Here is a 13,051-nt window from a genome sequence, read left to right as displayed (position 1 = left end):
TGAGCGCAGGACAACTCTACAGGATAGACGAAGTCTGGAGAGAGGTGTTTCAAAAAATTACAAAAGATATGTTACTTGCGGCGGCGGATGGTTTGCATCACGAATGGAAGAAGTTCGGTGAGATCGTGGGCTTTCAGGCCCGCGACGCCGTTGCGGTCAGTCCAGAGATCGGCGGTTGTACCGTGGAGATGAGTGGCCAAGATGGCGGCTTCGAGTGACGAAGTATGCTGTGCGAGGAGTGAGGCAGTGATGCCTGTGAGTACATCGCCTGATCCGGCTGTGGCGAGGGCGGGGCCACCAGTTTTGTTGATGTAGTACGCATCGTTGTCGGCGATGATGGTGCGATGGCCTTTCAGGATGACGGTAGCGTTGTGGGCTATGGCGAGTTGACTGGCTGCATCTAAGCGTTGATTAGGATCAGTCGGTGAAGCGGTGATGTTAAGTGGCTGAGCGAGGCGATTGAATTCGCCTGGGTGTGGTGTGAGGATGAGTGGTGCGTTTCCTTGCCGAGGTTTGCCAGTAGATGCGAGGGCATTAAGCCCATCTGCATCGAGAATCACTGCACGTTTGCCGGCTAGAATATGTGTAATGAACGCGGTGGTGCCGGAAGATTGGCCGATGCCGGGGCCGATGGCGAGAATGGCTTTTGCTTCGGGATCTGCGGTATCGATGGCGGCGAGTTTATCTTCAAGCGACCCTTCAAAGGCAATGCCTGTGGCAGAAGGCTCGATGGTGAGGATGTGATGGAGCAGATGAAGTGGAGCAGCAATTTTTGTGAGACCTGCACCTGCACGGAGTGAAGCTGCGGCAGTCAGTGCAGGGGCGCCGATCATTGTGTCGCAGCCACCGATGACAATGACAGTGCCAAAAGTTCCCTTGTGTCCGTCATCTGAACGGGGAGGGAGAAGAGGAAGGCGTGAGATTTGCTTGAGTTGCGTCATAGTGTTTGCCGGGCTGTTTCTATAATAGTCGGCAAATGGTGGAGGAGAAGATTACTTCCGAGGAATTTGGCGGTTGATGAGTGAGGCGGCATGGGCAGCGCCAAAGCCGTTATCGATGTTGACGACGGTGATGCCAGAGGCGCAGGAGTTGAGCATGGCAAGTAGTGGGGTGATGCCGGCAAATGAGGTGCCGTAACCGACGGACGTGGGGACTGCAATGACGGGGATGTCGACGAGCCCGCCGATGACCGAGGGGAGGGCACCTTCCATGCCAGCGATGACGATGAGGACGTGAGCACTGCGGAGTGTCTCAAGGTGTGGTGTGAGTCGGTGGATGCCAGCTACTCCGACATCGTTGATCGAGATGGTGGATTGTAAGAGCGATTGGCAGGTGAGGTGGGCTTCATCGGCAACGGGTAGATCGGAAGTGCCAGCGCAAATGATGGGGATGGGAGCATGCTGCGGAGATGGTGCGGGTGGTGAACCGAGCAGCACCGTGGTTGAATAAATATTGATCGGAGTGTCAGCGAAGGATTGGTTGATGGCGGTAAGGTGATCGGTGTTGCAGCGCGTGATCAGGACATAGCTGTGCTTATTTAAAATGGACTGCGCGATCGTGACGACCTGCTCAGAGGTTTTCTGTTGGGCAAATATCACCTCAGGTGAGCCACACCGCGTGGCACGGTGATGATCAATGTTGGCATAGCCGAGGGATTCGGTCTGGTGGTGGGTGGTGAGCTGGTCAAGGGCTTGTGGGATGGAGATATTGCCGTCAATCAGGCTCTGGAGGATATTTTGCGGCTTCTGGGTCATGTAAAGGTCCGAATTTCAACTTTTTTCAATGATCTTGGAGTACGGTGACAGGGCGATGGCACTAAGGGTTTGCATAATGGTCGTTATAAATAATACGTGGCTCGTGTGTACATGATATCCGAAGGTTCTGGGGTGAGTAGGAATGGATGGTATTTACGAAGCATCTTTCATGAAAATCAACTGAGAGGAATGGCGAGGAATGTTTTCAAAGGCCTGCTGACAAGATAAAGCTTTAGGGGCATGGGGTGGGAGACTTGGTTTGGGGGATTTCGAGCCTTTCTGTGGGCAAACGGAAGGGAGCTGATTGGGGCAGCAAAATTTTCGGGGTGCGGGGCAGGTTAACCGGGGCGTGTGTTGTTGTGGCAGTTTGGCTTCCGGGGGCATTCTGTCAGAGGTGGTTTTGGGGTTAGGAATCAAAAGGGCATGTGGATGTCCGTCATACCCGGCGCGAGGACCAGTCCGTCATACCCCGGCTACGTATGCGGCTGGCCAGACGCCATTTTCATATTTCAGATAAGGGTGGGGATTCTCAAAATCGAGAAAGTTGAGCCGCATGCTTATCGTCAGTGCAGAGGTGTGGAGTTGTGCTTAATCTCCGCGCAGTGTAAATGGCAGTGCGGTGCTATGTTTGTTTTTCTGTATTCTAATGATATCTCTCTATGAATGCTGTAATAGTAATCACTTAAGTTCACGGTTGCGGTATTTAGCTTGTGATGTGTTCGCCTAATTTTCTGTTTGGCACGCTATTTGAAAGATATGGGGTGGACGCATGATTCATCTTGATTTGTGCATACTTTTTCAGCGTCTCTCATTGCTGCTGCTACAGATTCATCGCAAGTGTTTCTTCGCGATCGATTGAATCTTGCATGGCTTGGGAGGTGTGAGGCGAACAACCACAGGAGTTTTTCAGACATGAAAGTCAGGCACTTTATCGCGCCGAAACGTAGCGTACTGCCCTTTATTATCATTTTTACAATGATAGGTATGTTAACAATTAATGTTTATGGTCAAGACAATGGGCCATCCGAGACCGAGCAAGCTTTCATTGATGCTGGTGTGTCGGCTGAAATGTTCACTATCAACAACCTGTGGATTATGATTGCAGCGGCTTTGGTGTTCGTTATGCATCTCGGATTTGCATGTGTTGAAACAGGATTGACCCGTGCGAAGAATACGGTCAACATCCTTTTTAAAAACACTATGATTCCATGCATCGGTTTGATGACTTACGCTATTTGTGGTTGGAAAATCATGTATCCAGGTGATGCGTGGATCTTGCCGAATGTATTCTCGTTTGGTTTTGGAATTCTCGGTGACAATGTACCGGGAGTTGGTGAACTGACTGCCAAGTACAATGCAGGCTATACCATCTGGACCGATTTTCTGTTTCAAGGCATGTTTGCTGCAACTGCTGCGACGATTGTTTCCGGTGCTGTGGCGGGGCGTGTTAAACTTGCACCGTTTCTGATTTTTTCCGCTCTCTTTGTCGCGATCAGCTATCCCATTACTGGATCGTGGCAGTGGGGTGGGGGATGGTTAAGTCAGCTTGGTTTCTATGATTTTGCTGGCTCGACATTAGTGCATGCGGTCGGCGGGGCTGGTGCTTTGGTTGGTGCGATGATGCTCGGGCCACGCCTCGGTAAGTATGCTAAAGATGGGACGATGAATCCTATTCCTGGACACAGTATTCCGCTCGCGGCTATTGGCGTCTTTCTCCTTTGGTTTGGCTGGTTCGGCTTCAACGGTGGGTCTGTACTGAGCGCTGATGCAGCCGGTGTTTCTCTTGTTCTCGTAACTACTGCCATGGCGGCTGCGGGTGGCGGTATGGCTGCTGGGATTATTAGTTGGTTCTTCGTCGGTAAGCCTGATGTAACCATGGCGCTCAATGGTATTCTTGCTGGTCTTGTCGGTATTACTGCCGGCCCAGATCTGATGACATGGTGGGAATCTGCGTTTGTGATTGGACCGATCAGTGGCGCACTCGTTTTCTTCAGTGTCTTGTTTTTTGATAAGCTTAAGATTGATGATCCAGTCGGTGCGATTAGTGTTCATCTTGTCTGCGGTATCTTTGGTACGCTTGCCTGCGGCATTTTCGGGGTGAATGGTTTGTATGGCACGAGCGAAACAGCTGGCGGTATGCAACTTATCTATCAGCTTGTGGGTGCTGGCTCCGTGATTGGTTTCACCTTATTAACTGCAACGATACTCTTTGGCGCACTCAAATCGATCTGCGGTATCCGCGTTAGTGAGTATGAAGAAATTGAGGGTCTGGATCTCGGTGAGCATGATATGTCTGCTTATCCAGATTTCCAGCGCACTTATATCAAGAGCTATCACGCTCGTGAGATCTAATCATTGGTTAGATGACTTAGTTTATGTGATTGATAAAAAATAAAGCAAGGAATAGAACCATGCATATGATTGAAGCAGTGATTAAGCCTTCCGCATTGGATGCGGTTAAAACACGGCTAACAGATTTGGGTATTCTCGGCTGTACTGCCCTTGAGTGTAAGGGGTTCGGTAAGCAGAAGGGGCATACCGAGCGATACCGTGGTGGGCGGATGGATGTAGGCTTTATGCCGAAGATTTTACTGAAAATTGCGGTCAAAAGTGAAGATTTAGATTCTACCCTTAGTGCGATCAATGAGGCTGCTCAGACAGGTAATGTTGGTGACGGTAAGATTTTTGTGTATGAATTGACTCGAGTGCAACGGATCAGGACCGGTGAAACGGATATGGATGCGCTTTAAAGCGTATGGTTATATTAGTTATTCTCTATTGGTAGCATTTGCCTCTTTAATAAGGCCGCTGCATTTGAAGCGTGTGCAGCGGCCTTTCTCTATGCGACGATTAGATTATCTGTAATGAGGCGATGCGGTTGCGTTATTCGACAGCAATAACTTTGATCTGAATGCGGCCCATGATTGGGGTCAGACGAACAATGTCATTGGTGAAAGATTGATCATCTAAGGATGAAATGGTTAGTGCGATATGTGTGGCATCAAATGCTGGTTCAGACATCGAGGGGTCAAGGTCAACCCAGTAGGCACCTTCGGTAGAGGGAAGGAACGCTTGTGTCCACATGTGGTAGCCAAAGATATTTTTGTTGTTTTGAAAGTTGGGCACATACATCAGGCCAGAGACTGTGCGGGATGGAATACCTTGGACACGAAGCATCGCTGCGAGGAGTGTGGCGTGTTCAGTGCAATCGCCTTCTTTAGTTTGTGCGATTTCGGAGGCAGTTGCGAGTCCGACCGAGAGATTCTTTTCGGTGATAAAATTGTTGACGAATTTTCGGAAACGTTCAGCTTGTTCGGGTTTGGATAGTGTCGTGAGGTATGGTGGGCTGGTTTCTTGATCCGTGTCTTTATGAATGATGTTTTCACCGAGTGCCTCGATGACCAGTTGATGAATGGCTGGATCAGCGTGTTGTACCATACTCGATCCAGCAAGATGTTCTTCAGTAGGTAAGTCATGGGTAGGACTGTTCGGTGTGTTCAAGTTGGTGATGATGCGGGCAGTATGATCATCGCCCCAGATCACACGTTGCGAACCGGTGCTCGGGAGATCGATGTTTAAGCCTGTATTTTCAGGTCTTTTTTTGAATGTTACTTCGAAGACTGCTGAAGTGGTGGGTTTGTCAGTGGGAACGGGGGCTGAGCCAGGTGCAGGCTTGAGGAGCATGAGCGAAAGCATCTGCGGCGTATCCAGCGGCGAAAGTGCGAGGTCTTTGTCTGCGGCGATCATGTCCATTTCCATGCCGGGAATCATCGCGAGGGTGGTTCTCAGGGTTCTGCCGGTATCATCAATGTAGTCATGGATCGTTGTGCCAGGTATGGATGAAACAGTCGATCGCCAAAGGGTTGCGGGAACCGTCCGTCCAAAGACTTCGGCGGTTGTTTTTTCGCCACGGTTCATTTCAAGGGTGATCGTGGTGAGATTAAGAGATGTGTCAATGGTCTTGAGCTTGATATTGTTCGCGCCTTCTTGCATTTGCGCTTCGATAAAACGTGCTGCTGCGGCAGGCGCGAGTGCATCAGTATCTGGTAGTGGGAATGTTTTTGAAACTTCGCGACCAAGCTGTCTAGTGATCTGCGTAACATCTTTTTCGTTGAATACGTATTTACTGTAGAGAGTGGCTTGTCCGAGGTCGGCGGAGGTGATGGATTCAACGGGCTTGCCGGCTGATGTTTCGGTTGTGGTTTGCGACATAGCAATCGCAACAACAGCAGGGCCACGTGCAATTTTGATCTTGGTTTCGGATGACGTTTGGATGTTGCCGTTGGGCAAGGTCGTTTCAACGGTATGGACATAACCCGCCCGCTCGCCCTGAATCAACAAGACGAACCAGCGCTCGAAATTGGTTTGTGCTTGCTCGTCAGCGGGTTGGGCAGAAAGTGATACTAATGGCAAGAGCATCAAGTAGGTAAGGGTGAGCAATAATATGCGACGTGAAGGTGAGGGCGTTTTCATGTGAGATAGTTTAGCTGAAGGCGGTGTAGCTTAGAAGGTTTCATCGGAAAAAGAGGATGTGGCGAAGGCGAAAGGGTAGAATGGCAGTATGGAAGCATTGAATCGTGTTTGTGAAGAGATTGGGGGGCAGGTACTAGCAGAGGCTGGCGGATGCTCCACGGCGATTGTGCTTGTGGGTATGATCGGTTCGGGAAAATCGACTTTTGCAAAATGGTTTGCAAAGCGCGGCATGATGCTCGCCTGGGAAGATGCGCTGATCGAATCTTATCACGGCGGGGTCTACGGCTATCGGCTCGATCTTCAAATGCAGTATCTGGATGCGATGACGGAAGTGGCGGTGTATTGGGCGGGGCAGGGCATGAATGTAGTGCTGGATTCAACAAACCACACTGTTGCACGACGGGCGAAAATTCAAGCAAGGCTTAAGGCGATAACGCCAGGTATTAAACTATATGCGATTGAGATGCCACGTTTGCCATCGCGGCAACATGCAGAAATCAGAAATCAGCACGATACGCGTGGGTATGGTGAGGACCGGTGGCAGCGTGTCGCCGCTGAGCATGAAGCGGAGTATGAACAAGTAGACGATATCGAAGGTTTTGACCGTGTGTGGCGTCCGGTGTTTGAATAATGTGTTATGGCTGCTCAATGTGTTGTGTAGAGATCAATCGCGTTTCGGCAAGTTGGGTCAAGTACTGCACGATTTGTGGCCAGTCGTGCGTGAGGGTGAAATTGATTTGTGGATCAACAGTGCCGATCGGTTCTTGGCGGGTGTTGATGAAGATGTGGTGTTTGATGGCAGCGTGTTGTGGTGTAATGATATCGTCCTGCCAAGTATCGCCAATGGTAATGATATTTTGTGATTGGATATTGACGAGATTGATCGCTTGGGTCCAGAAGGCTGGAGACCATTTCATTGCAGCGACATTGTTTGTGCCTAATAGGTGTGTGAAAAGAGAGAGTTGTTGTTTGTCTCCGATACCGGCGATGCGGAGTTTGTGCCGGATGCCACTGATGGGGTTGTTTGAGGTGATGAAAAGTTGGTAGCCAAGGTCTTTGAGGGTACTGAGGTAGGTGGGAATAAGTGAATCAATCGGATGAAGATACTCGCTTTCGGCTTTTAGGGCGCATGCCCAGAATGCATCGTGATCCAGATCAAGCGCATTAAGGTAATCAGACCAGTCCCACCATGTTTTTGATTCAAACGTTTGATGGATAATAGCTTCGGCTTGGCTGTGTGAAAGTTTCTTGGTTTCAATTGCGAAATCACGAATTACAGCGAGTAGCCGATGTTGGAAGACGTGTTGATCGGGTTTGATATCGGTGTAGGGCAGTTCGTTGATGAGCGTGCCGTCGATGTCGATGAAGAGTGCGATGGGGGTGGTTGGGGAATGATTCATGATAAAAGCAGACGGGATGGTGTCGGTCTTTCTCTGGATGGTTGTTTGACTAATGGTGTGGCGTATTGCGGATTAAGGTTCGAAGGGTTGCCATGGCCACAGATGATCTTCTAAGACATCACGCTGTGATTTTGTTTCAGTATGCCCATCGTAGAAAAGATGGTTGGCAGCGTCTGAGTGATCAAAGCGGTAGTAGTTGTAGGCGGGGTTGCTGAACTCGAGTACTAGATTCCAGAAGAATGTTGTAGGTGTGTAGTCGGTGAACAATACTTTTTGTGATTGCTTTTTGATTTGTATGAGCTTTAGACCGTTTACTGTATTCTCAAGTGTGTCGGTATCGAGTGTTGCGTCGATTGTGTAGGAGCCGGTGTTGTAGTGGGCATATTGAAAATCGGATACGCTTTCTACTGGGTAACTCGGGCAATGGATAATGGCTTCGGATTCAAGATCGGTTTCGTGGCGAGATGTGCCATTTTTTTGGTCATAGTTAAGGTAGTTGCGGACTTGAATCCACCACATACCATGACCCTGGGGAGCAAACCATTGATAGTTAGGGCCCGTGCGTTGATAGAGGACGGGTAGGTAGTCATCGAAATCATTGGCGTAGATATGTGTAATCAAGCCAATGTTGTGCAAGTTAGATGCGCATGAGATTGATCGTGCGGATTCACGGGCTTTGGTGAGGGCTGGGAGAAGGATGGCGATAAGCAGGGCAATAATGGATATAACGACGAGCAGTTCGATCAATGTGAATGCGTTAGGTGATGATTTTTTGATTTGATTAAGAATCATGTGGATTCTCCAGAGTAAAATGCGTTTCCCCGTGAGCTTAATTGAAATGATTCATTTGACATGGTGTAGATGAAAAATGGTTGAGGCGGGACAACGCGTCCCGCCTAACAACCGGCGGCTAACAAAGTTATTTACGGCGAATCAGTGCGAGAGCGCCGAGGCCAACCAGCATTGCTGATGCTGGTTCGGGGATGGCATTCGAGAAGGAGATGTCATCGATGCCCCACTGGTTGCCAGCACTTGTTGTGATGCTGATCTTCTTGATATTTAAAGAATCGCTTTCATAGCCGAAGAAATTTAAGATGTTGTCGATAGTATGGTGAGCGGGATTCCACGTACCAAGAGAAGTATCTGACTCATCAAAAAGTTCAATCGTCGTTGCGGCCTTCAATCGGTTAATGGTAAAGCCGACAATACCGACAGCCTCACTGAAGGTCATGGTTACGTTTGCTCGACTTGTCGCGAGGTAGCCGTTGTCTGTTGTAGCGTATGTTCCAAGGCCGCCACCGGTTTGTAACGCAAATCCTCCGCCAAATGCTTGGATGGCGATATCTGTGTCAGTGCCAGATGTTGCATTGGTGAGAGTGAAGTAGCTTTCGACGCTCCAATTGCCATTGCCGCTGTCCATTTCGGACGAGTCTATGGTGTGTACCCACTTTGATGTGAGTGCGTTAAACGAAGCTAGTGAAATGTTGCCGACATTATTAACCGAAGCGGCTGATACATCTGACGCAACTGTTGCTGTGAGAACGTTTGATGGGTCATCGAAACTGAAGCCAGCCTGTGCTGAGCCCGCAAAACCTGCGAGTGCAAGGGTTGCTGCGAGTGCGAGTTTGGTCGTCATGGTCTTTCCTCCAAAATGAAGTTATTTATTAGTTGATTCAGTTCTAAAAAATTAAACAGTCAAAGAACGACTACAAAGAATGGGTTAAAGAAAGTTGCTTGATGTCTGTCTCCCTAGTTTGCATGTATTGATTCAAGCCGCTTGTTAATCAATGGGGTGAGTATTTTTGATGCGGAATTAAAAGCTTCTTTTTGTAGCTTAAATTGTGTTTCTGCTGCGTTGGGGTCTGTCATCAGTAGTGCGGAGTTGAGTTCGATCATGAGTGGCCGCGTAAGTTGGTCAGCTGGTACAAGTTCTACGAGCTTTTGCCATGGGAAATTGCCCATGCCGGGGCCGAGGTGTTGATCGCATAGGCCGTTGTTATCAGTAAGGTGAATGTGTGCGATGCGGTTGTTAAATGATGCGAAGATTTCATCAAGCGGCATCTCAGGACGGATATTCCAGTGCCCTGTGTCGAAGGTGATGCCGATGTTATCGATGCCTTCGAGTTTTCGGATGAGCAGTTCTAGATAGCGGATGCTATATGTTGGTAGGTTTTCAATGGCGAGTAGGCAAGGTCCATCTGAAAGTGCCTCTGCGGTTGTGGTTGAAACTGCGATATCTCGCTCAAGCAGCTTTGGCATGATGGTGCATACGTGTGGGTGTGTGTGGTGCGTGGGGTGGATGGCCATGGCTTTGATGCCGAGGCGAGTGACGGCGTTGGCATAGCGAGCTAGTAGTTTGTTTGCTGTTTTGAGATCGATTTCGAGTGATGGATAAATGGGGCCGTGGGCTGAAGAAATCTGCATGTCCATCTCACGAAGGTTGCCCAAGGCGTCATCCCAAAAACCATCACCAAGCTGATCGAAGAATGGCTCTAGATGCGGCAATTCGATTTCCAGTGCACGGAAGCCGGCTCGTTTTGCGATCTCAGCACCGCCAAGCAAAGCGCGCATGGCGTTTGTAGCATCGATCTCGTGAACGATGGCATGCATATTGGGGGCAGTTGCGAGAACTAAGTCAGCCATTGGGGTCAAAAAACTCCACATCTGGTGCCGCATAACGCTGTGCCATTTGGCCGAGCGTTGGGTTTAGTTTAATAACACGTGTAATTAAAATCAAGGGTATTTTTATGTGACTTTTATCTTAGCACAATACTAATACTGGTAAACAAACGGCATTTTGTCTTAAATGACACTTGCTTCATTATCATTTCACGTGTAATATTTGTGTTATGAGCGTTACAATTAGCGACATTGCAAAGCGGGCGGGAGTTTCGCATCCTGTTGTGAGTAAAGTACTTCACGGCGGACGTAGTAACGTCGGTGTCAGTGAGCAAACGCGATTGCGCATTGAGAAAATGGCCCGTGATTTGGGTTACAGGCCCCATGCTGCTGGTTTGGCTCTTCGGCAGCGTAAACACGAGCGGATTGGTGTTTTGGTGGGCGGTGCTGAAGAAGCGATTCATCTGCCGCAGGCAACTTTGGCAGCTATGACTGCAACACTTACTCAACATAACTATACCGGCGCGATGGTTTGTTCCGGTGCGCTTGCGAAGGATGACCTTTTGCAGAGCCCATTATTTCGGACCAGTCAGCTTGATGGTTTGATTGTGAGTTATGCGAAGGAGCCGAATGATCAGGTGTTGGAGGCGATTGAGAGTCTTGGGTTGCCTTCAATTTGGATCAACCGTGCATTAGACCATGAATCGGTCAGTATGGATGAGGGGAACGCGACGCGGATGCTAGTTGAGCATTTAGCTTCTCGTGGCTATCGGAAAATTTTGTTTGCGGATTATAGCTGTGGGTTGCAGACGCCGCATGCGATGGAACGGTTTCAGGCATTTGAACGTGCAGCTCACGAGCATGATCTAGAGCCGAGTGTAATGGCGTCGCAGGCTTATGAGCGTCATGAACGTGTGGATGTGACCAAGCAATGGATGTCGCGGAAGCATCGACCGGATGCAGTGATTGCGAACTCGGCGAAGAGTGCGATGGCGATGTTGATCGCTGCGATGCAGATGGGGTTGCGTGTGCCGGAGGATATCGCGATCGCGACCTATGATGACGGGACATTTTGGAATGTACCTGAGCCTCAGCTGACCGCAGCAGTGTCGCCAATTTTCGAATTGGGGCGTGTGGCAGCGGAGATGGCGGTACAAAAAGCAAAGCAACCGCGCAAGCAGTTGGATAGCGTACTTTTGCCTTATGAATTGAAGATTGGTGGGACGACTTGAGTAATGTGATTGAATCAACAGGTGATGCGGCAAGCACATTGACCTATGCCGACCGTGTGCGCGCGTGTTTTGTTGGTAAGAATATCGGTGGGACGCTCGGTATGCCTTTTGAAGGTGTTGGGCATGCGCTTGATTTGGATTATTACCTTCCTGTGCCGCAAAAGGCGGTCGCGAATGATGATCTTGATTTACAGCTTCTATGGCTGGTGATGGCTGAAAAGGTTGGTCCGGGTTTAGGGCAGAATGATTTCGCTCAGGCATGGTTGGATTATCAAAAATTTACGCCTGATGAATATGGCGTGGCGCTTTGGAACATGCGTCGGGGGATCATGCCGCCGAAAAGTGGCCGCAACGGCAACTGGTTTAAGCACGGTATGGGGGCAGCGATCCGCTCTGAAATCTGGGCTTGTCTTATGCCAGGTCAACCTGAGATAGCCGGTTATTATGCGGCGATGGATGCCTCAGTTGATCATGCTGATGAAGGCGTGTGGGCTGAAGTTTTTATGGCTGGGATGCAGAGTGCAGCTTTTGGCGGTAAGGGATTGAAAGCCGCTATTGCTGCGGGTGTTGAATTAATCCCTTCAGAGAGCCTCATTGCAGAAATGATACAGAGTGTGTTGCGGTTACATGGCAACGAGCTGTTACCGAAGAACGCATTGAAGATTATCAACTCACAATGGGCGAGCCATAACTTTACTGACTGCATCATGAATGTAGCCTATATCCTGTTTGGATTGCTTTGGGGGGAAGGTGATTTTTCTAAAACAGTATTATTGGCAGTAAATTGCGGACAGGATACGGATTGTACCGGTGCGACTGCTGGTGCAATGTTTGGTATTCTTCATGGTGGAGAGGCGGTTCCTACACGCTGGGAAGAACCGATTGGCGAGACAGTAGTAGCAAGCGATTATTTATCTGAGCTTGATTTACCACAGCAATTAGATGATTTGACCGAGCGCGTGGTTAGTTTGTCTGAGAAATTCCAATGCTATTGGGCAGGGCGGTCTTACGAATCGCAACTGTTAGATGAAGTGTTGAGATACGACAACGTTAATGATCCACGCGAATACCTAGTTTGTGCTCATGATTTAGAAGATATGGGTTTGGATGCGCCAGAAATTGTTTGTGAAAGTGACAAAAAGCATTGTATGGACTTTCATGGCATGGTTGTACGCATACCTAGCTTTGCAGATCAAGGTACAAGCGCAGCTTATATTCAAACAGTCATTGAGCTGGATGAAGACATTGAGGGGATGCTCATGGTTTGCGCCGAAGCGGGTATTACCGCTTGGCTTGATGGTGAGATGATCCTGAACTATCACGGGCGGCGAAAAATTATTCCAGCATTCCACCGCGTTGAAGGGGGTGGTGTGGTTGCGGTTGACCTTAAAGCTGGCCGCAAGCATGTCTTGCAGGTCAGGTTGATCGGACATGTGAAAGAAACAGAATTAGCCATCAATATCGCGGATAAGGGTGGTAACATGGTGACGGCGCAGCGATATCGCGGGCAGCCATAGCCAGTAGATAAACGAGCATTGGGTTGATCGGATCGCCGGCGGCACATTAACCTTCG

General features: G+C 49.2%; 12 protein-coding genes. 5 read left to right on the top strand and 7 right to left on the bottom strand.

Translation table 11 applies throughout. From position 1 onward, the window contains the following. Positions 1-71: 71 nt before the first annotated feature. Both ACQ6WK_RS13175 and larB read right to left on the bottom strand, forming a co-directional pair. Complete coding sequence (locus tag ACQ6WK_RS13175; protein ID WP_432797843.1) at positions 72-941, bottom strand: NAD(P)H-hydrate dehydratase; 870 nt, start codon at positions 939-941, stop codon at positions 72-74. 51 nt (positions 942-992) lie between these two features. After that, positions 993-1,754 carry a nickel pincer cofactor biosynthesis protein LarB gene (gene larB, locus ACQ6WK_RS13170; protein ID WP_432797842.1) on the bottom strand — a complete coding sequence of 254 codons (762 nt, stop codon included), beginning with the start codon at positions 1,752-1,754 and terminating at the stop codon, positions 993-995. 1,056 nt (positions 1,755-2,810) lie between these two features. Between larB and ACQ6WK_RS13165 the strand changes: the two genes are divergently transcribed. Continuing rightward, complete coding sequence (locus ACQ6WK_RS13165; RefSeq protein ID WP_432800405.1) at positions 2,811-4,106, top strand: ammonium transporter; 1,296 nt, start codon at positions 2,811-2,813, stop codon at positions 4,104-4,106. Positions 4,107-4,165: 59 nt separating this feature from the next. Further along, positions 4,166-4,504: a P-II family nitrogen regulator gene (locus tag ACQ6WK_RS13160; RefSeq protein WP_432797841.1), complete on the top strand. Its 339-nt coding sequence runs from the start codon at positions 4,166-4,168 to the stop codon at positions 4,502-4,504. A gap of 133 nt (positions 4,505-4,637) precedes the next feature. Here ACQ6WK_RS13160 and ACQ6WK_RS13155 read toward each other — a convergent pair whose 3' ends face one another. Beyond that, on the bottom strand, positions 4,638-6,227 hold the full coding sequence (locus ACQ6WK_RS13155) for a transglutaminase-like domain-containing protein (RefSeq protein ID WP_432797840.1): 1,590 nt from the start codon (positions 6,225-6,227) through the stop codon (positions 4,638-4,640). Between the two features lie 88 nt (positions 6,228-6,315). Here ACQ6WK_RS13155 and ACQ6WK_RS13150 point away from each other — a divergent pair, with 88 nt between their 5' ends. Beyond that, positions 6,316-6,858, top strand: coding sequence for an AAA family ATPase (locus ACQ6WK_RS13150; RefSeq protein WP_432797839.1), 543 nt, complete (start codon positions 6,316-6,318; stop codon positions 6,856-6,858). Between the two features lie 4 nt (positions 6,859-6,862). On the opposite strand, the gene ACQ6WK_RS13145 is transcribed toward ACQ6WK_RS13150, so the two are convergent. The 4 genes from ACQ6WK_RS13145 to ACQ6WK_RS13130 all read right to left on the bottom strand — a co-directional run bounded on the left by ACQ6WK_RS13145 (position 6,863) and on the right by ACQ6WK_RS13130 (position 10,270). Beyond that, positions 6,863-7,627 carry an HAD family hydrolase gene (locus ACQ6WK_RS13145; protein ID WP_432797838.1) on the bottom strand — a complete coding sequence of 255 codons (765 nt, stop codon included), beginning with the start codon at positions 7,625-7,627 and terminating at the stop codon, positions 6,863-6,865. 72 nt (positions 7,628-7,699) lie between these two features. After that, on the bottom strand, positions 7,700-8,419 hold the full coding sequence (locus tag ACQ6WK_RS13140) for a DUF1559 domain-containing protein (RefSeq protein WP_432797837.1): 720 nt from the start codon (positions 8,417-8,419) through the stop codon (positions 7,700-7,702). Positions 8,420-8,546: 127 nt separating this feature from the next. Continuing rightward, positions 8,547-9,263, bottom strand: coding sequence for a PEP-CTERM sorting domain-containing protein (locus tag ACQ6WK_RS13135; RefSeq protein ID WP_432797836.1), 717 nt, complete (start codon positions 9,261-9,263; stop codon positions 8,547-8,549). A 113-nt stretch (positions 9,264-9,376) separates the two neighbouring features. Then, positions 9,377-10,270, bottom strand: coding sequence for a sugar phosphate isomerase/epimerase family protein (locus ACQ6WK_RS13130; protein ID WP_432797835.1), 894 nt, complete (start codon positions 10,268-10,270; stop codon positions 9,377-9,379). 206 nt (positions 10,271-10,476) lie between these two features. Here ACQ6WK_RS13130 and ACQ6WK_RS13125 point away from each other — a divergent pair, with 206 nt between their 5' ends. Together ACQ6WK_RS13125 and ACQ6WK_RS13120 are read left to right on the top strand one after the other, a co-directional pair. Next, complete coding sequence (locus ACQ6WK_RS13125) at positions 10,477-11,478, top strand: LacI family DNA-binding transcriptional regulator (protein WP_432797834.1); 1,002 nt, start codon at positions 10,477-10,479, stop codon at positions 11,476-11,478. 5 nt (positions 11,479-11,483) lie between these two features. Beyond that, positions 11,484-12,995, top strand: coding sequence for an ADP-ribosylglycohydrolase family protein (locus tag ACQ6WK_RS13120; protein ID WP_432800404.1), 1,512 nt, complete (start codon positions 11,484-11,486; stop codon positions 12,993-12,995). Positions 12,996-13,051: the final 56 nt, after the last annotated feature.

It is taken from the genome of Poriferisphaera sp. WC338, from assembly GCF_050931845.1.
Classification (GTDB): Bacteria; Planctomycetota; Phycisphaerae; order Phycisphaerales; family Phycisphaeraceae; genus Poriferisphaera.
This window is presented reverse-complemented; position numbering and strand designations above follow the sequence as displayed.